The 19,000-nt window shown below is 58.8% G+C and carries 17 protein-coding genes and 1 pseudogene; 11 read left to right on the top strand and 7 right to left on the bottom strand.

Annotation, left to right across the window (positions count from 1 at the left end; genetic code table 11):
- The 6 genes and pseudogenes from KUF73_RS25655 to KUF73_RS25630 all read left to right on the top strand — a co-directional run.
- Positions 1-210, top strand: a pseudogene (locus KUF73_RS25655) (GntP family permease); the annotation flags it as partial.
- A gap of 15 nt (positions 211-225) precedes the next feature.
- Positions 226-1,086 carry a MurR/RpiR family transcriptional regulator gene (locus tag KUF73_RS25650; protein ID WP_218440782.1) on the top strand — a complete coding sequence of 287 codons (861 nt, stop codon included), beginning with the start codon at positions 226-228 and terminating at the stop codon, positions 1,084-1,086.
- Position 1,087: 1 nt separating this feature from the next.
- Positions 1,088-2,545, top strand: a complete 1,458-nt coding sequence (locus KUF73_RS25645; protein WP_218440781.1) for an amidohydrolase family protein — start codon at positions 1,088-1,090, stop codon at positions 2,543-2,545.
- Between the two features lie 119 nt (positions 2,546-2,664).
- A complete protein-coding gene (locus tag KUF73_RS25640) occupies positions 2,665-3,033 on the top strand; it encodes a glyoxalase superfamily protein (protein WP_218440780.1) in 369 nt (122 codons plus the stop codon).
- A gap of 83 nt (positions 3,034-3,116) precedes the next feature.
- Positions 3,117-3,362, top strand: a complete 246-nt coding sequence (locus KUF73_RS25635) for a plasmid stabilization protein (RefSeq protein ID WP_218440779.1) — start codon at positions 3,117-3,119, stop codon at positions 3,360-3,362.
- Positions 3,359-3,778, top strand: coding sequence for a type II toxin-antitoxin system VapC family toxin (locus KUF73_RS25630; protein ID WP_218440778.1), 420 nt, complete (start codon positions 3,359-3,361; stop codon positions 3,776-3,778). Before KUF73_RS25635 ends, KUF73_RS25630 begins: the two co-directional genes overlap by 4 nt.
- A gap of 121 nt (positions 3,779-3,899) precedes the next feature.
- On the opposite strand, the gene KUF73_RS25625 is transcribed toward KUF73_RS25630, so the two are convergent.
- Positions 3,900-5,819: a methyl-accepting chemotaxis protein gene (locus KUF73_RS25625; RefSeq protein WP_218440777.1), complete on the bottom strand. Its 1,920-nt coding sequence runs from the start codon at positions 5,817-5,819 to the stop codon at positions 3,900-3,902.
- A 328-nt stretch (positions 5,820-6,147) separates the two neighbouring features.
- On the opposite strand from KUF73_RS25625, the gene KUF73_RS25620 reads away from it, so the two are divergent.
- Complete coding sequence (locus KUF73_RS25620; protein ID WP_218440776.1) at positions 6,148-6,819, top strand: histidine phosphatase family protein; 672 nt, start codon at positions 6,148-6,150, stop codon at positions 6,817-6,819.
- Positions 6,820-6,845: 26 nt separating this feature from the next.
- Positions 6,846-7,679 carry a phosphatase PAP2 family protein gene (locus KUF73_RS25615; RefSeq protein ID WP_218440775.1) on the top strand — a complete coding sequence of 278 codons (834 nt, stop codon included), beginning with the start codon at positions 6,846-6,848 and terminating at the stop codon, positions 7,677-7,679.
- 313 nt (positions 7,680-7,992) lie between these two features.
- Here KUF73_RS25615 and KUF73_RS25610 read toward each other — a convergent pair whose 3' ends face one another.
- The 5 genes from KUF73_RS25610 to KUF73_RS25590 form a co-directional block, all read right to left on the bottom strand.
- A complete protein-coding gene (locus KUF73_RS25610) occupies positions 7,993-9,432 on the bottom strand; it encodes a glycosyltransferase family 39 protein (RefSeq protein WP_218440774.1) in 1,440 nt (479 codons plus the stop codon).
- Positions 9,433-9,698: 266 nt separating this feature from the next.
- Complete coding sequence (locus KUF73_RS25605) at positions 9,699-12,038, bottom strand: TonB-dependent receptor (RefSeq protein ID WP_218440790.1); 2,340 nt, start codon at positions 12,036-12,038, stop codon at positions 9,699-9,701.
- 175 nt (positions 12,039-12,213) lie between these two features.
- Positions 12,214-13,188: a FecR domain-containing protein gene (locus KUF73_RS25600; RefSeq protein WP_256345691.1), complete on the bottom strand. Its 975-nt coding sequence runs from the start codon at positions 13,186-13,188 to the stop codon at positions 12,214-12,216.
- Positions 13,185-13,706 (bottom strand): sigma-70 family RNA polymerase sigma factor, encoded by a 522-nt coding sequence (locus tag KUF73_RS25595; protein WP_218440773.1) that lies wholly within the window; start codon positions 13,704-13,706, stop codon positions 13,185-13,187. The genes KUF73_RS25600 and KUF73_RS25595 overlap by 4 nt, the downstream gene beginning before the upstream one ends.
- Positions 13,707-13,872: 166 nt before the next feature.
- Positions 13,873-15,279, bottom strand: coding sequence for a DUF2252 domain-containing protein (locus KUF73_RS25590; protein ID WP_218440772.1), 1,407 nt, complete (start codon positions 15,277-15,279; stop codon positions 13,873-13,875).
- Between the two features lie 141 nt (positions 15,280-15,420).
- Here KUF73_RS25590 and KUF73_RS25585 point away from each other — a divergent pair, with 141 nt between their 5' ends.
- Positions 15,421-16,341, top strand: a complete 921-nt coding sequence (locus KUF73_RS25585) for a YeeE/YedE thiosulfate transporter family protein (protein ID WP_218440771.1) — start codon at positions 15,421-15,423, stop codon at positions 16,339-16,341.
- Between the two features lie 246 nt (positions 16,342-16,587).
- The gene (locus KUF73_RS25580) at positions 16,588-17,217 is read left to right on the top strand and encodes a hypothetical protein (protein WP_218440770.1); all 630 of its coding nucleotides are present in this window, start codon (positions 16,588-16,590) and stop codon (positions 17,215-17,217) included.
- A gap of 92 nt (positions 17,218-17,309) precedes the next feature.
- Here the strand turns inward: KUF73_RS25580 and KUF73_RS25575 are convergent, their stop codons facing one another.
- Complete coding sequence (locus tag KUF73_RS25575) at positions 17,310-17,762, bottom strand: isochorismatase family protein (protein ID WP_218440769.1); 453 nt, start codon at positions 17,760-17,762, stop codon at positions 17,310-17,312.
- A gap of 268 nt (positions 17,763-18,030) precedes the next feature.
- Here KUF73_RS25575 and KUF73_RS25570 point away from each other — a divergent pair, with 268 nt between their 5' ends.
- Positions 18,031-18,963 (top strand): NAD-dependent epimerase/dehydratase family protein, encoded by a 933-nt coding sequence (locus tag KUF73_RS25570; protein ID WP_218440768.1) that lies wholly within the window; start codon positions 18,031-18,033, stop codon positions 18,961-18,963.
- Positions 18,964-19,000: the final 37 nt, after the last annotated feature.

The following is a 19,000-nucleotide window of genomic DNA, read 5'->3' as shown; positions in this document are numbered from 1 at the left end:
GGTCTGGGCTATCCGCACCCGGAATTGCTGGTGCTGGCGACAGGCGCGGGCTCGGTGATCTTTTCGCACGTCAACGACGGCGGCTTTTGGTTGATCAAGGAATACTTCAACATGACCGTGGCCCAGACCTTCAAGACCTGGACCGTGCTCGAAACCATCATTTCGCTCGTCGCTTTCGGTCTGACCGTGGGCCTTTCTTACCTGATTTAGCCGGAGTCGCCTGCCATGGACATCCTCTACCAGATCCGCGCCCGCCAGGATTCCTTCAGCGCTGGGGAAGGACGTATCGCCCGGCTGATGCTCGACGACGTGGGCTTTGCATCTGCGGCCAGCCTTGATGAATTGGCGCAGCGGGCCGAAGTCAGCACCGCCACGCTGTCGCGTTTTGCCCGTACGGTGGGCTGTCGCGATTTGCGTGACCTGCGCCTGCAACTGGCCCAGGCCAGCGGTGTGGGCAGTCGTTTTCTAGACCCGGCGGGCACGCCCGATCAATCGGCGTTTTACGGACAGATCGTTGGCGATATCGAATCGACCTTGCGTCAGCATCTATCGGCTTTCGATGAGTCACGCTTCGCCGACGCGGTGAAACTGCTGGGCAAGGCGCGGATGATTCACGCCTTCGGCATGGGCGGCTGCTCGACCTTGTGCAGCGATGAACTGCAAGTGCGCCTGGTGCGGCTTGGCTACCCGATTGCGGTGTGCCACGACGCGGTGATGATGCGTATTACCGCCTCCAGCCTGAGCGCCGAGCACGTGGTGATCGTCTGCTCGCTGACCGGCATTACGCCCGAGTTGCTGGAAACGGTAGAACTGGCGCGCAACTACGGCGCACGCATTCTGGCCATCACTCGCGGCGATTCGCCACTGGCGCAACTGGCCGATATCGTATTGCCGCTGCAAAGCGCCGAAACCTCATTCATCTACAAACCGACGGCGGCGCGCTACGGCATGCTGCTCGCCATCGATGTGCTTGCCACCGAGCTGGCACTGGCTAATCCTGAAGACAATCAAGAACGTCTGCGGCGGATCAAACTCGCCCTGGACGATTACCGCGGCGGCGACGATCACTTGCCGCTGGGAGACTGACATGATGTACGACACGCTGATTCGCAATGCCCTGATCATCGACGGCAGCAACAGCTCTGGTTACCCCGCCGACGTGGCGATTCTGAACGGGCGCATTGATCGCATCGGTGACTTGCGCGATGCCCATGCCACTGAAGAAATCGACGCTGCCGGCCATGTATTGGCGCCGGGTTTTATCGATGTGCACACCCATGACGACACGGTGGTCATTCGCCAGCCGCAGATGCTGCCCAAGCTCAGCCAGGGCGTGACCACGGTGATCGTCGGCAACTGCGGAATCAGCGCTTCGCCGGTCAGTTTGCGCGGCGATCCGCCGGACCCGATGAACCTGCTCGGCACCTCGGCTGCGTTTGTTTACCCAAAGTTCAGCGACTATCGCGCCGCGGTCGAAGCAGCGAATACCACGCTGAATGTGGCTGCGCTGGTGGGCCATACCGCGCTGCGCAGCAATCATCTCGATGACCTGTTTCGCACCGCCACTGCCGATGAGATCTCTGCGATGCGCGAGCAACTGCGTGAAAGCCTTGAGGCTGGCGCGCTGGGCTTGTCCACCGGTCTGGCCTACGCCAGCGCGTTCTCGGCGTCCACTGAGGAAGTCATGCAATTGACCGAAGAGCTGACGGCATTTGGCGCGGTCTACACCACCCATTTGCGCAGCGAATTCGAGCCGGTGCTGGAGGCCATGGATGAAGCCTTTCAGATCGGCCGTCACGCAAAATCTCCGGTGATCATTTCCCACCTTAAGTGTGCCGGTGCCGGTAACTGGGGGCGTAGTCCGCAACTGCTGGCGTCCCTCGAACACGCCGCAAAAACCCACCCAGTGGGCTGCGATTGCTATCCCTATGCGGCGAGCTCGTCGACCCTGGATCTCAAGCAAGTCACCGACGCTCACCGCATCACCATCACATGGTCCACGCCGCACCCGGAAATGGGCGGTCGCGACCTGGTGGACATCGCCGCCGAATGGAACCTGTCGCTGCTCGATGCCGCCCGCCAGCTGCAACCGGCTGGCGCGGTGTATTACGGGATGGACGAGGCGGATGTGCGAAGAATCCTCGCGCATCCCTTGTCGATGGTTGGCTCCGACGGCTTACCGGAAGACCCGTTTCCGCATCCACGCTTGTGGGGCGCATTCCCCCGTGTGCTCGGACATTTCAGCCGTGACGTAGGACTGTTTCCGCTGCACACCGCGGTACACAAAATGACTGGGTTGTCGGCCGCGCGGTTCGGCTTGAAAGAGCGGGGCGAAATCCGCGAAGGGCATTGGGCTGACCTGGTGTTGTTCGACCCGGCGACCATTCGCGATGTGGCGGATTTCAATGATCCACAGCGAGCAGCCGAAGGCATCGAGGGCGTGTGGATCAACGGTGTTCTGAGTTACCGCGACGGTCAGGCGAACGGCCGCCGAGAAGGGCGGTTTCTGGCGCGGGAAGGGGATTTGCGCGACGGTTTTCAATGACAATTCGGGTACTGCGTCACAGTGATGGCACATTGAGATTAAAGAAAGCCATCACCAAGCCGAATTGCTGACGTACAGCCCGACTACACTCCGGGCTATTTCAGTCTGGGAGCAACTTGATGAGCTTCGGCAAAACCACCCCGATCCTGCGGATCTTCGATGAAATCAAGGCTGTGGAATTCTACGTCGACTTCCTCGGATTCAAGATCGACTGGCAGCACCGCTTTGAAGCCAACTTCCCGTTGTATCTGCAAGTCTCGCGGGGTGAATGCGTGCTGCATCTGTCCGAACACCACGGCGATGCCACGCCGGGCTCGGCACTGCGCATCGAGACCGATGAACTGGAAGCGTTCCAGCAGCAATTGCTGGCCAAGGAATACAAGTTCGCGCACCCACAGATTCAAGCGATGCCGTGGGGCAGCCAGGACATGACTGTCAGCGATCCGTTCGGGAATCGGTTGGTGTTTACTAATGCGATAAGCGTTTAGAGCCGTTCGGCGGTTAGATAAATTCTACTGAAGCATGATGTGCTAGTTTGCAATCAATGATTTCATTGATTGCAGGAGGCATCATGGCCAGCATCACAATTCGAAACCTCGATGATCAGATCAAAGAGCAACTGAGAATTGCAGCCGCGCACAACGGACACTCGATGGAAGAAGAAGCTCGTCTTATTCTGGGAAGAGCTTTGAATACTGTGGATCGTGCGGGTGGGCTCGGCAGCAGAATCCGCAACCGCTTCAGTGCATGCGGCGGAGTTGATCTCGATCTTCCGGCACGGCAGGAGAAAGCGACTGCGGTGGACTTCTCCGAATGATAGTGCTCGATACCAACGTTCTTTCAGAGTTCATGCGGGTTGAGCCTGACACTCAAGTCCTTGCCTGGGTGGATGCACAACCGGCAATGAAGTTGGCAATAAGTGCTGTGACTGTGGCGGAAATTCTCCATGGCATCGCCCGGCTCCCCTCCGGCAAGCGCAAACAAAAACTTGAAGCGCATGTGATGGCGATGTTTGAAGAGGACTTTGCCGGCCGGATATTGCCTTTTGATGTCCACGCCGCTGTCGAGTACGCGACGCTGGTAGCCGGTTGTGAAGCAAAAGGGCGAGCGGTGTCGATGGCCGATGCACAGATTGCCGCTGTCTGTCGAAACCACGGTGCTCCGATAGCCACCCGCAATGTTCGGGACTTCGAGTTTTCCGGATTGGAGGTGATCAATCCGTGGGAAGCCTGAGGGGCTTTACTGCCGGTTAAATCGCCCTCGCGGGCAAGCCTCGCTCCTACAGGGTTATCGCTAGACCTGTAGGAGCGAGGCTTGCCCGCGAATGGTTTTGTGATTCAGCGCTGACTAATCGTCAAACGCGGAAGTGGCTCACCATCATCTGCAACTGATTGCCCAACCGCGCCAGTTCCACACTGGACGCAGCGGTTTCATCGCTGGCCGCAGCGGTCTGTTCGGACACATCGCGCACGTTGATGATGCTGCGGCTTATCTCCTCGGCCACGGCGCTTTGCTGTTCAGCGGCAGCGGCGATCTGCTGGTTCATCGACTGGATGTTGGACACCGTGCGGGTGATGCTTTCCAGTGAAGCGCCGGCCTTGCGGGTCAGGGCTACGCTGCTGTCGGTCAGGGCGCGACTGTTGTTCATCACGTTCGCCACTTGCTGGGTGCCGTTCTGCAGGCCGGCCACCAGGCCTTCGATTTCCTCGGTGGATTTTTGCGTGCGCTGGGCCAGGCCACGCACTTCGTCGGCCACCACGGCAAAACCACGACCGGCTTCACCGGCGCGGGCCGCTTCAATCGCGGCGTTGAGTGCCAGCAGATTGGTCTGTTCGGCCACGGCCTTGATCACGTCCATGACGCTGCCGATCTTGTCGCTTTCCTGTTGCAGCACGCCCATGGCTTCGGTAGAGCGCACCACTTCGTTGGCCAGGCGTTCGATCTGGGCGATGGCTTCGCCAACCACCTTGTCACCTTCACGCGCTTCACCGTCCGCAGCAGCGGCGGCCTGCGAAGCTTGCTCGGCATTGCGTGCGACTTCCTGCACGGTGGCAGTCATCTCGTGCATGGCGGTGGCGACCTGATCGGTCTCGACTTTCTGGTTGTTGACCCCGACGCTGGTTTGCTCGGTCACGGCCGACAACTCTTCGGCGGCGCTGGCGATCTGGGTCACGCCGTCGCGGATGCCGGTAATCAGATCGCGCAGGGTCACGCCCATGCGTGCGATGCCCTGCTGCAACACGCCGAGTTCGTCGCGGCGCGTCACCTGGACGTCGTGGGACAAGTCGCCGCTGGCGATTCGATCGACCACGGCGAGGGTATCGCGCAGCGGGCCGGTGATCTGCCGGGTGATAACCACAGCGGCAATGATGCCAACCAACAATGCCAGCAAGGTGCTGACCAGTTGCAGAGTCTGCGCCTTGGCGCTTTCGGCATCGCGGCGGTCGAGTTGAATCTGATACAACGCGTCACTCAGGCTGACGATGGCGGCACCCTGGTCGGTCATTTCCTTGCGCGACTGCACGACATCGCTGTTCGCGGTTTTGTAAGCCTGCAAGGCACTGCGGTAGTTGCCCAACGCGGTTTCCAGTTGACGCACAGCGTCTGGCTGAACGTCAGCGAAATGCACGTTGAGCTGTTTCAGACTGGCGATGGCGGCGTCCAGTTGGGCGACGGCCTTTTGCTCGGTTTCGGCGTTGGTGGTCGCGGTGTAGCCACGCACTTCGTAGCGGGCCAGCAAGAACGCTTCCTTGGCGGCGGTGATGGCCTGGAATTGTTCGAAACGCTGATCGCTTGGTGGCAGTTGTTGTACACGGGTATTGAGGGCGTTGATCAGTGAGTTGGCGGTTTCGGCGTTGGCGCTCATGACATCGCGCGCGCTGTTGCCGGCACGGTAGGCACCGCGCATTTTGCTCAGGGACGCTTTATAGGCGTCGATGACGTCGCCTTGTTCTTTGAGCAGCTTGAGGTTTTCCGGGCTCTTGAACTTCACCAGCAGGGCTTGCTGCTGGGCCGAGAAGGCTTCGAGGGTGGTCTGCACGCTCTGGGCGGCGGTTTCGTCGCCGTTGGTCAGCATGTATTGCAGGCGCACCACGCGCAACTTGGTCAGGCCGGCATTGAGCTGGGTGATGTCGCTCATCCAGTTGCTGCGGTCAATCAGACTGCCCAGGCTGGTCCAGCCGGTCAGGGCGAGGACGCAGGTCAGTGCCAGGACCAGGCCAAAGCCCAGGCCCAGTTTCAGGTTCACGCTGATGTTGCCGAACCAGCTATTCATCAAAATTCCTCCAGGAACGTGTTGCTTCTTGATCGTCGGATGGCTGGAAGATTGTTGTTTTTGGGAGCCAGCAAGCGGTGTAGCAGAGGGTTATCGGCAGCAATCACGAGAGCTGAAAGGATTTTGTCGCGATAGATCAACATCAAAAGATCGCAGCCTTCGGCAACGCCTACATGAATCGTATTTCTACGTCGGCGCTGCCGAAGGCTGCGATCTTTTGATCGTGCTCTTAAGCTTTTTTTCACAATCGTTTCACTACCTTCCTACGCCCGTCTCTCTACCCTCGCGGCATCAAATGAAGTGGTGCATGCCGGCGAGGCGGCTTGATGTGGAATTGAGACTGAGTCTGTTTGGAGTAAAACGCTCGATCAATCTGAGCTGGCTTGCCCGTTATCGCAATGCGACGGTGGTGCTGGCCTCGGCGTTGCTGGTGATTCCTTTGACCGTGTTTCTGCTGCGACCTGCTGCCGTGCCGGATCTGGCCCATGGCAACGTGTCGGGCGCACAGGCGATGCTGTCGGGTTGGGCCAAGGGTGACATGATCGTGCTGGTGCGCCATGTTGAGCGCTGCGATCACTCCAGCGCGGCCTGCCTGATTGGCAGCGACGGCATCACCGATCGTTCGCGCAGCGTTGCAGTGGCTGTCGGTGCACAGTTCGAGCAACTGGGATTGAGCAACGCCGACATTTACAACAGCCCGATCATGCGTGCCGCTCAGACAGCCAGTTACATGTTCAACAAGGTCGGCACCGGTGAGGATTGGTTGATCAGTTGCAAGGGCACCATGCTGCGTGACGCTTTGGCGCACAAGGTGGCCGGGCGCAACCTGATTCTGGTGACTCACAGCGAATGCATGGCGCAACTGGAAAAAGACCTCAAGTTGCCTGGCTCTACCCTGGGTTACGGCGCTTCGTTGTTTATTTCCGCCGAAACGCCACAGACGCCGCGTATGCTCGGCTATATCGAAGCGTCGGACTGGCCTTCGCTGGCGAACGAATGAATTCACACTCCGGATCAGGACGCACAATGCTGACCACTTCCAATTACCGCTTTTACTGGGTGAATTTCGGTATTCCACTGGCCTGCGCGGCCGTGGTGTTCCTGATGTTCGACATGACCAAAATCGACATCGCATTCAGCAACATGTTTTATGACCCGATTACCCAGACCTTTCCGCTGGACAAGGTTCATTTTTTTGAAAAGCTCACCCACAAATGGGCGCGCATCATTCCGAACTGGACCGCTGAAATCGCTTTGATCGGGGCGATACTGTCGTTTGTCTGGCCAATGACCAACCCGCAAAAGCATCCACGCCTGGGCAATTTTCTGGAGCGCATCAAAGCCGCCCCGGTGCTTCGCTTTGCCTATGACCACCGTCGGGATTTTTTGTTTGTGGTGTTCGCATTCGCTATTTGCACCGGTGTGATCCACTTCCTCAAATCGCACACCAGCGTGTATTGCCCGATTGAAACGACGCTCTACGGTGGCAAAATTGCCCATATGGAGTGGTACAACAACTTCCAGTTGTTCAAGGAGGCGGGCGATGGCCGTTGCTGGCCGGGCGGGCATGCCTCGGGTGGTTTCACCATGCTGGCGTTGTACTTCGTTGCACGTCGTTATCGCTGGCGCTTCTCCAAAGCGATCATGTACGGCTCGCTGCTGCTCGGTTTCATCTACGGCACCACGCGTGTTCTGCAAGGCTGGCACTACATGTCCCACACCTTCTGGGCCGGGATTTTTGTGTGGCTGGCGTGTTTGCTGACGGCGTTGGCGTTCTATGGGCGAGCGCGCCTGGACGTGCCGGTGCTGCAAAAGCATGAGCAGCGAGAGCGTGTAGCGCAGGCTCAGACGGCGAGTTGATTTAGATCGCCTGGTACAACAAAACCCGTGATCCGACGAAGGATCACGGGTTTTTTTGTGTCTGGGAAATCGCCATCGCGAGCAGGCTCACGCCCACAGTAATGGCAGGTGCTCGGAGATTTTGCGTGCATCCACTGAACCTGTGGGAGCTGAGCTTGCTCGCGATGACGGAGTGTCAGGCACCAATGATTTTGAATGTGCCAGCCTCATCGCGAGCAGGCTCAGGCCCACAGTAAAGGCAGGTACTCGGAGATTTTGCGTGGATCCACAGAACCCTGTGGGAGCCTGCTCGCGAAGTACGATAACGCGGCTCTCACTGCCCAACGAAGTAGTACGCCTGCCGGCCGACTTGCATGGTCTTGAGCACCTTCAATGGCGCGCCCGGTTCAGCTTCTGCGGCGATCACCGCGACATGGCTGGGGGCGGCACTTAGAAACGCATGCAGCTGCGCCTCGGTATCCAGCCCCTTGAGCAGGCTGCGCGTATAGAACACGCTGGCGCCGCCCACCCGCTCGTTGGCCTGATACAACGCGACTTGCTGCCCATTGGCTTGCAGGGCCTGAATCTGTTCAGTCAGTGGCAGGAACGACAGTTGGCGATCCTCCTGAGGCAAGAGCCATTGTGCGGCGGCGAGATAGCTGCCGATCACCACGGTCAGTAGACCAATCACCACGCCGCGTCGATGCCGGCCGATGCGGCCCAACAGGGTCGAGGCGTGCTCCCGCGCTTTCAATCTGGCGTAGAGAACGGCCGCGTACTCGGCTGCGATCACGGCCGCTGCTGGCGTCATCGACATCAGGTACACCGTGCGTTTGCTCGACGCCAGCGTCAGCATGACGAACTGCGCCAGCACCCACAGGGTGAAGAACAGTAGATAACGATTGGCCATCAGGCTTTTGCGGAAATGCCACAGGCCCAGATACACCAAAATGTTCCAGGGTAGAAACGCCTCGGGCAGTTTGGCCAGGTAGTAATAGAACGGTTCGTAATGGCCGGCCTCAACGAAGGAACCGCTGAAGCGCCCGACACTGTTGGTCAGCAACACATCTGTCAATGCCTGGGTGCCACCACGTTGATACAGCATCGTCAGCCAGATCATCAGTGGCACCAACCCGAGCAACGTCAGCAATCCGGGCCTCAGCCAGTGCGAGAGATTCAGGCGCTTGTCCATCAGGCTCTCGGCCAGCAGAAAAGCGAAAATCACCACCCCGGGCATTGCCAGGCCCAACACGCCTTTGCTCAAGGTGGCAATGGCGATTCCAAGGGCAAACAACAAGGCATTGCCGAGGCTCGTTTTTCGGTGCCCTTGGAAGAACGCCAACAGCGCCATCGTGACACCGAGGGCGAGCAACGCGTCTTCACCGACGCTACGCACGTTGCTCCAGTAACTGGCCATGGTTGCCAGCAGGAGGGCGGCGGTCCAGGCGATGGTGGTTGGCCGACCGAAGCGCCGCAACATCGCGTACAGCAACATCACGCTGAACAACCCGGCGAATGCCGAGGTCAGGCGAACCGCCCACGGTGAGCCGCCAAATGCGCGGATCGCGCCAGCATCGAGCCACAGGCTCAGGGGTGGTTTTTCCAGGAAGGGCCCGCCAAACAGGCGAGGTGTCACCCAGTCGTTGTCCAGGTGCATTTCCATGGCAATCCCGGCCACCCGCGCTTCGGTGGAGCCTTGCAGTTGGTGATTGCCCAGGGCGAAGAAAAACAACAGTGCAGCAAGCAAAAACAGTGAGGAAACAGAGCGCGACATGAGCTTTGAGTGACCGAAAAGGGCAGGAGCCCCGAGCATACGGAGCGATTCCTTAACAAAGTGTGAACGGTGCTCGGAACTTCGTGAAAGCTGAGTTATTTACAGGCAAAAAAAAAGCCCGCGGGAGGGCGGGCAAACCGTAGTTTCTTGAATGAGCGAGGCAAATGTACAGGCTACGGCTTTGATGTGGGGTGAAGAAAAGTTCATCTCAGGACCGACGTGCGGCGCGCCCGTTATCCGGCGCGCTTGTCGGTACCAGAATCGCGTCAGAAGCTGTACTTGAAGCTTGTCATCACATTGCGCGGTGCGCCGTAAACGCCGTACAGGCCGGATTGGCTGTAGTAGTCGCGGTCGAACAGGTTGTTCAGATTCACCGACGCACTGAGGTTCTGGCTGATGTCGTAACGCGCCAGCAGGTTGGTGACCGCGTAGCTGCCCTGACTGAAGGTGTGCAGATCGGCGCCCACTTTGCTCTGCCAGTTCACGCCGCCACCCAGCGTGACTTTGTCCAACGGGCCATGCAGGCGATAGGTGGTGAACGTCTTGACGCTGTTGCGCGGCAGGTTGGTATTGATGCGCTGGTCGTCGGCATCGGTGGTGACCGAGTAGGCATAACCGGCAGAGGCCTGCCAGCCTTCGGCAAGTTCGCCATTGAGTTCCAGTTCGACGCCTTTGGATGTGGTGTCTTGCTCGGCGGTGTACACGTTGTCGTGTTGCCAGATCGCCAGGTTGTCCTGCTCCAGTTTGAACAGCGCCAGGCTGGAGTTGAGCTTGCCATCCATGTGGGTGCCTTTGATGCCGACCTCGTAGCCCTTGCCCTCCATCGGATCAAGCGGCTTGTTGTCTTCGTTGGTAACCCATGACGCTTGCGGGTTGAAGATCTTGGTGTAGCTGGCGTAGAGCGACCAGGTGTCGTTGAGGTCGTAGACCACGCCGGCGTAAGGGATGAACACACCGTTCTCTTCGCGATTGACTTCGGTTTCGTCGCCTCCGTAAGGGCGATCCGAGGTGTCGCGTTTCCAGTTGATGACGCGGCTGCCGAGGATCAGGCTCAGGTCGTCGGTGACTCTGAAGCGCGAGGTCAGGTAAGCGGCGTACTGGTTTTCGTCGATCGACGATTTACCGCTTTCGGGGAAGTCTGGTTTGTCGGAGTTGCCATCCCAGGTGAACAGGTTGTCGATGGCGCCCGCCGGCGAGCCGGCGTAGTCGTAACGCCAGCCGCCCCAAGTCGGCACGCTCTCTTTGTACTTGGACAAGGTCATGCCGGTGATCAACTCGTGTTCGCGACCGAACAGGCCGAAGGGTCCGGTGACGTACAGGTCGAGGTTGTCCTGGCGCGGCGTACCGGAAAAGCGCACCGGCAACTGCGAGAGGCCGCTGCCGTCCTTGTTGAGGTCGCCCATGGCGAAGTTGAACAGCTCATCGAATTTGTTTTCAGCGTGGGTGTATTCGATCTTGCCGCTCCAGCCGTTGCCCAGTTGCTGCTCGATGGAGGTGAAGAAACTGGTCTGCTCGTGATCGTTATACGACCAGTCCGGCGCGGCATTGAGGGAGCGCTTGAGGTCGGTGCGCTCTCCGGTGCTGAAACGGGTGGGCAGACCAGAGCGCAACGGTGAGTCGATATCGCTGCGCAAGTAACTGAAGCCCATGGTCAGCAAGGTGTCTTCGGTCAGGTCGAATTCGGTAATGCCGTAGATCAACTGCGATTGCTGGTTGTAGTGATCGATCCAGGCCCTTTCGGTTTTGTAGTCGGCGACGAATCGCCCGCGAACGTTACCGGTTTCGGTCAACGGCCCGGATACATCGAAACCAGTGCCGTAGCGGTCCCAGTTGCCGGCCTCGCCAGTGACGCTGGCCTGGGTTTCGGCGGTCGGGCGTTTGCGAATCAGGTTGATCGTCGCGGACGGGTTGCCCATGCCGCTGATCAGGCCGGTGGCGCCACGCACGACTTCGATACGGTCGTACATCGCCATGCTCTGGGAGTAGTTGTCCAGGCGCGTGTTGGTGGGGACACCATCGACTTCATAGTTCTGGATCGCAAAACCCCGGGACCAATAGGAGTCACTCTCCGAACCCAGGCCATCACGGACTACGGTAATGCCGGGGGTGGCTTCCATCGCGTCGGTGAGGTTGGTCAGGCGCTGGTCATCCAGACGTTGACGAGTCATGACCGTCAGCGATTGCGGGGTTTCCCGCGGTGTGAGGTTGAGTCGGGTCGAACTGCTTGATGAATACGTGGTGTAGAGCCCGGTGCCTTCAGTGGTCGAGCCCGGTGCCTTGCCGGAAATGGACACCGCGCCCAACTGCAAGGCATCACCTGCGCCGGCCTGCAGCGAGTAGTTGCCATTGGCGCCGCGACTGGCTTCAAGCCCTGTGCCCGCCAGCAGCATTGCCAGGCCTTGATCCACGTCATAACGGCCCTTGAGGCCGGAGGTCGTGCGCCCTTCGGTCAATGGCGTGGGATAGGACAGCAGGATGTGCGCGGTCTGGCCGAAGCGGCTCAATGCGGGCGCCAGCGGGCCGGCGGGAATATCGAAATCCTCCTGCGCCTGCTCGGCGGCTGTGGCCCAGTTGGGCAACACCAGCAGGGGCGTGGTCGCGGTCATGCAGGCGATGCCTTGAACCACGGCGCCGGCCAGGTTTTGCTTGAGTGAAAAGTGCCAGCCCTGGCGTTTGCGTGCAGTGATATTCACGAGTTACTTCCCCATTGAATTAAGTGTCTGGGGTTTAAGTCTCGCGAGAATCGAAAACGGACCACCCAAGCGAAAAATATTTTCAGCGTCAGGTCATCCGGGGCTTCAACGTCACCCAGTAGCGGGTGAATTGCTGCACGTCGAGTTGCAGCGTGTCAGCGACGGCGAAGATGATTTTTTCGCTGCTGGCCAAGGGGAACGTGCCTGAAACGCGAACATCCGCCAGTGTCGGATCGCAGCCCAGATGCCCGCGTCGGTAGCGGCTCAAGTCATCGAGGAAATCCGCCAGGCGCTGGCCTTGAGCAACCAGCATGCCTTGGCTCCAGGCGGGTGGTGTCCGGGCAACTGCCTGTCGGGCGATCACGCCCTGGTGGTTGAAACTGACGTGCTCGCCCGCTTGCAGGGCGATGGGCTGACGCGGTTGCAGCGAAGGATTGATCACCAGCGTGCCTTGATAAACGCTGACCTGGGTGAACCCCGCACGCTGTCTTACGCTGAATCGCGCCAGCGCCGCTTCGAGGCGACCTTCGGCCGTGTCCACTGACAACAAGCGACCATCGGCGAGGTTGTCGCGGGTGATCAGCATCTCGCCGCGCAGCAGTTTGATGCGTCGGGTTTCCCGTTCGAAAACCACGTTGATGGCACTGTCGGTATTGAGTAGTACCTGGGTGTTGTCGGCCAGCGTGAATCGTCGTTGCTCACCGATGCGGCTGTGATAATCGGCGCTCCAATCCTGCACGAAGGCGGTGTCTTTCAGGCTCCAGGTTGCCGCACCCGCCGCCAGTAACACACTCAGCTGCTTGAGTGCCGTGCGCCGCGACAACGTTGGCCGCAGCGTGGCGTGGGCCAGAGGGCGTTGGCCGGAGCTGCGAATGTCGCTCATGCGTTGAGCGAAGGCCTCGGCCCGTTGCCAGGCGCGTTCGTGAACCGGGTGCGTCTGGCGCCAGTTCATCCAGGCGGCCAGGGTCGCTTCGCTGACGTCTTGCTCCTGGAGTTCGAGCTGCCAATGCATGGCTTGCTCGGCCACGTCGCCGGAAATCGCTGGTGAGTCTTTGGCGTTCACGGCAGGTCCAGGCTGTCATCGAGCATGATGCACATGGCCCCGGCCTTGATGATGTAGCGCTTGACCGTGGTAACGGAAACATCGAGCCGCTGTGCGATTTCGCCGTGGCCCAGCCCGTCTATCTGCGACCACAGAAACGCCTCGCGCACAGGACGCTCAAGGCTTTCGAGAGCGGCGTCGAGGGCAATCAGGGTTTCCAGCAGGATGGCCTGGGTTTCCAGGCTCGGCGCCACCTGCTCAGGCATCGCCGCGAGCGCCTCAAGGTAGGCGCGTTCGAGTTTTTGTCGGCGGTAATGATTGGATAAAACGCTCTGCGCCACCTTCGCCAGAAACGTGCGCGGGGCATGCAGTTGCGGCACCTGCTCTTTGGCCAGGAGCCGCATGAAGGTGTCTTGCGCCAGGTCCGCCGCGCTTTGCGAACAGTTCAGGCGACGCCGTAGCCAGTTCTGTAGCCAGCTGTGCTGCTGGCGGTAGAGCACGGCCACATCGCAGAAGCTGGTTTGGGGAGATGGGAGCATGGTGTGAAGGCGCCGGATGAGTCATTATCGCAATTGATAATACTTATCATATAGATCGCCCGGTCATGGCTGCAAGAAGTGCGTGCGCAGTTTTCTGCGCCACCTCAAAAAACTGCCGGCGCAACGCTGCCGGCAGAGCGGGGTGAAGCAGCCATGTCGCAGCCGTCTAAGGCAGGTGATCCGCCGCAAAGTCGGCTTCCGAACGCGCGCGCAAACGGCCCTTTCGGCAGGCCAGCTGGAATCGTTCGAAATCGCGTTCGTTCTGCTCGGTATAGCCTTGAGCGTATTTGAACAGCGCATCGGCCAGTGCATCGCCCTTGCCGATGTATCCGCTGATTTGCGCTGATTTGCCTGACGCCTTGGCGTGAGCTCGGGCCAGGGCGCGACCACAGACTGTGCCGTAGGCGGCGAAGGTTTCGGCATCGAATGTTTCGAGTTCGGCCGAGACTTTCATATCGCGCAACTGACGCACATAGAAGTGACGACCGCTGGGGCCGGTGGTCCAGCCGAGGAACAGGTCGCTCGCCGATTGCATCAAGCGTTGGCCGTCGACAACGCGCTGGCCGTCATGACGTACCCGAGATTTGGTTTTGACGTAGTTGGCGAGCACCGAGCGTCGCGCTTCCTTGAATTGCAGGAACAGCGGAGATCCCTGATCGTCGGTCAGCAGGGCAACCAGGCAACGGGTGCCGACGCTGCCGACCCCCACCACTTTGAACGCCATGTCCTGAACCTGAAAACGTGACAGCAGTTCACGGCGGTCGCCTTGCAGCGTGGCCCGATAATCGCGCATGAAGGTGTCATACAGCGGTTGCCAGTCGGAAAGCCGCAGCCAGTCATCGTCGGCATCGAGCAATGTGGTGTTTTTGTGCAGGTGGAAAATTTCCGGCAGGTCATCTCGAATGATCAGGCGACCATGGGCGTCACGCTCGCTGATTTTCGGAAGCAGTTCGGCGTGGGTGCGACGCTCGGCTTTTTCGATGGCGCGCTCCACATGTTCAAGCGTGCTTTTGCGCGCCTGCTCGCGCAAATCGTCATAGGTGATGGACTCGTACCAAGTCTCCATCGTGCTTTGTTCGGCGCATTCGAGCAGGGTCTGCTGATAGGCGCGCACCACTTCATGGCAAACCGTTTCTTCAACCGAACTGCCATGGCGCAGGTCTCGGGCCGCTACCAGAAAACTCGCCACCAGGCGTTTCAAGTCCCACTCCCAAGGCCCGGGATGCGCTTCATCGAAGTCGTTGACGCTAAACAGCAAGTTGCGTTCGGGCGTGGCAAAGCCGCCAAAATTCATCAGATGACAGTCACCGCAAATCGGCGAAACCAGCCCCATGTTCGGTGTGCCTGCCAGGTCGTGCGCCTGCAGCAACGCGTTGCCGCGATAGAAGGTGAACGGAGACACCAGCATGCGTCCGTAGCGCAACTCGACCAGCGACTTCACCCGCCCTTCGCTCGACGCCTTGATCAGTGGTATCGGATCACGATTGGTCTTACCCAGCGATGCCTGGGCACTGCGCGGGCACTTCTTGCGAGCATCCTTGCCTTGTTTGAAGCGGTCTTTGAGGGTGGTCATGTGGGCTCTTTCGGCAGGTGGTATGGGCGTTTGCCCATTGAGTGTAGAAGCGCTTTGCGTCTTCATTCGATGTGTTTGCAGAGCGACTAATCTATTGGTCAAACACCTGCTCGGTGTCGCCGCCCGGAAACAAGGAGGCCTGTGTTATCCCTGCTGATCGCGCTGTTGCTGGCCTTCCTCATTGGCTGGGTTTCCCAGCGCATGGGCATGTGCCTGGTCAACGCCACCGGATTGATGCTCCGGCGTCGGCCAACCTTGTTTGTGGCGCTGGTGACCTGTGGTTTGTTTGGCCTGTTGCTGGCACCTTTTTACGCCGTGTTCGGCATCCGTCAGCCTTTGTTCATCCCCGAAGTCGGATACCTGTCGCTGGTCGGCGGCGGATTGCTGTTCGGTCTTGCCTCTGTCCTCAATGACGGTTGCAGCGTCGGCACCCTCACCAAACTGGCCAGTGGCAATTTCAACAAGGCATTCACGGTTATCGGCTGGGTACTGGGGATCGTGCTCTGGTATCACCTGGACATGATGCCGGAACACAAAACCCTGCAAATGCCGACGATTTCCAGCCGCCAGTACTGGCTGACCCTCGGTATCGTGGTGCTGGCATTGCTGTTTTTGATCCGGGTTCACGGGGAAAAACATCTGGTGCTCTCCAGCATGCTTCTGGGGGCGCTGACCAGCGCGCTCTACACCTTCGAGCCGCAATGGACCCCCAGCGTGTTTTTTTACCACCTCTCACAGCTGTTCTGGGCTTCGGGCGACAGTCCGCTGACCCGCCAGCGCGTGGCCGTGTTCGTCATGCTGCTGGTTGGGATGCTCAGCTACACGCTGCATCGCCAGACCTTCAGGTTTCAGCGTTTCGTATGGGCGATTGCGGGCCGGCATTTGTTGGCCGGGGTGCTGATGGGGATTGGCGCGTCGATGATGCTGGGAGGGAATGACTCACAAATCTTGTTGGTGTTTCCAACGATGACGTGGGTGGGAGCAGTGCCATTGGCGGCGATAGTGATGGGGATTTTGGCGGGGATTGGGGTGAAGGGAGTCCGAGGGCGTATGGGCAAATGATTTTGCGCAGATCACGGTGCCGACGAAGGCGGCAGTAAATCGTGTTCATGCGTGGTCATCAGCGGGTGGTGTGGGATGAATGCCAATTGAGTGTGGGAAGAGGTTGAATAACAGGGGTGATATCGTCGTGATATCATTCCTGCCTGAAAATGCATTCAAGAGTTCAAGGACGACTCATGCTTCGTGAGCGACATCCTCGAACGTGTTCTTTCAACCTTTTATCCGTTCATACCTTCGAGCCTCGCCATGAAACTGTCCTCTCTGTTGATTCCATTTACCGCACTTGTCGCATCGTTCAGTGCCTCTGCGGCCGCGTACACATTACCGGCTTACGCTGCGTGCGATGAAAACTCTTTGGCGATTATCCAGTCACCGCTGTTCAAGGACCTGGTGCCGAGCAATATCGAAAACGGCCAGATCAAACTGTCAGGCGGCACTAAAAACGATATGGGCCAGCGCTGGATGTTTGCCAAACCCGTTGTGGTAGACGGCATGACCCTGACCGGTTTTTTTGCCGAAGACATCGACCTGATGGGCACCCGCATTATCAATTGGGGTTTCTACGCCGAGCAGACGCCAGCGGAGCTTCGTGCGCAGTTGGCAAAAGTTAATGGTCCGACAATGGAAGCCGCTGGTGACACCTATGCGCACGCGGAAATCTGGTCGCATTCCAAATCGGCCTGGCAGCTGGAGAACGCGGCAGACAACTCCGGCAAACTGGTGATTGATACTGCGGAACGGGTATTCCTGATCGAGCCGGCGCCTGGTGACCTGCCGAAGACCAACAAAGGCATGTTGAACTGCTCGATCCAGGGCAAGGTCAACCCGGCCATGCTCAACACAAGCCGCCCTGATTTGGCTAGCACCGCACGGTAAAGCTCGAATTGGAATGTGAAAAATTGGACGGTTTGACGTCGTCCATCTTTTTCTTCTGACAGAAGCGAAGTACGGCCGCCGGGATGCAGTTCCTACGTGTTTTGGCGGTTGACTGTGAAGTGACGCCAAAGCCTGACCCCCAACCCACCCGACCGATCCAGTGACGACCCCACCGTCAAGTCCGTGATCAACGTCGGCTGCAACCCCGCATCAAACAGCGCGAACCCGGCCGCGAGGCAGCAGGTTTCGGCTTGCAGACCGCACACCAAAACCCGATCGACCTCCAGGCTCTTCAAATACGCGATGGTTTCGGCGGTCGGTGCGTAGCCGTACTTGATGAATATCCGGTCGGCCTGAATCAGGCTGTCGTCGTTCGGGGCGGGATGCCAGCCGAGTCGTTTCTGGAAGGGCGTTTTCGATTCGTCGTGGCGTTCAACCGTGGCGACGCTGGGCATCGTGCCGATGAGCGCCTGGATTCCATCGATGAGCCATTGGGGTGGGGAAAAGCTTGGTTGGACATCAATGATGAGGAGGGCTTGGTGCACGGTTCCATCTCCAGTGGAGCTGATAAACGTCGTCAAAAAAATGACTTGTTTTCATAATGTTTGGCTATTGGAAAGCAAAATAGACGGGCTATTGACAGTGCCTGTTTGATCTCCCATTATTTGCCGCCTTTTGATGGCCTAGCGCCATAAAAATGTCGCTTGTGACCGGGTGGTTTTACATGCTTCTCACCCGAAATGATTGAGCGAGCCCACACCGTTAGCGGACTTCAAACTCTAGTATCCGCTTGAATCTTCAGGAAGAAATTTCATGTTTGTCGAGCGAGTATTGGTCACTGGCGGTGCTGGATTTATTGGGTCGCACCTCGTGGAAGCATTGCTGGCCAAGGGACATAAGGTTCGCGTGCTGGATAACCTGTCTACCGGCAAGGTCAGCAACTTGCCAATGGACAATGCCAACCTGAACCTGGTCGTCGGCGATGTCGCCGACAGCGCCGCCGTGGCCCAGGCCATGCGTGATTGCAACGCGGTCGTGCACCTGGCGGCGGTGGCCTCGGTGCAAGCGTCGGTGGATGATCCGGTCAGTACCCATCAAAGTAATTTCGTCGGCACGCTCAACGTCTGTGAAAGCATGTTGAAGGCCGGGGTCAAGCGCGTCGTGTTCGCCTCCAGCGCTGCCATTTATGGCAACAATGGCGAAGGCTCGGCGATTGATGAAGACACTCCGAAGTCGCCGCTCACGCCGTATGCCAGCGACAAACTGGCCAGTGAGTACTACCTGGACTTCTACCGCCGCGAACATGGCCTGGAGCCGGTGATCCTCAGGTTCTTCAACATCTTTGGCCCACGCCAGGACCCGTCTTCGCCGTACTCCGGCGTGATCAGCATTTTCACCGAGCGGGCAATGAACAAGCAGCCAGTGTCGATCTTCGGCGACGGTGAGCAGACCCGTGATTTCGTCTATGTCGAGGACCTGGTCAGCATTCTGCTCCAGGCCGTAGAGGCTGACGAGCCGAAACCCGGTGCGGTGAACATCGGCCTCAGCCGCTCCACCAGCCTGAATGATTTGATCGCGGAATTGGGGACGGCTACCGGTAACCCCTTGATCGTGAATCATCAGGCACCTCGTCAGGGCGACATTCGCCATTCGCGCGCCAACAATGCTCGCCTGCTCGAGCGTTTCAAACTCCCGGAACCGACGTCTATCGGCAAGGGTCTAGCGCAGCTCATCCGCAGTCTTTGACTCGGTCAGTTCTACTGCCCGACGTTCAAGCGGTACG

The sequence above is a fragment of the Pseudomonas sp. PD9R genome (assembly GCF_019200975.1).
Lineage (GTDB): Bacteria > Pseudomonadota > Gammaproteobacteria > Pseudomonadales > Pseudomonadaceae > Aquipseudomonas.
The sequence above is the reverse complement of the archived record's forward strand: the minus strand, read 5'-3'. Positions and strand labels throughout refer to the sequence as shown.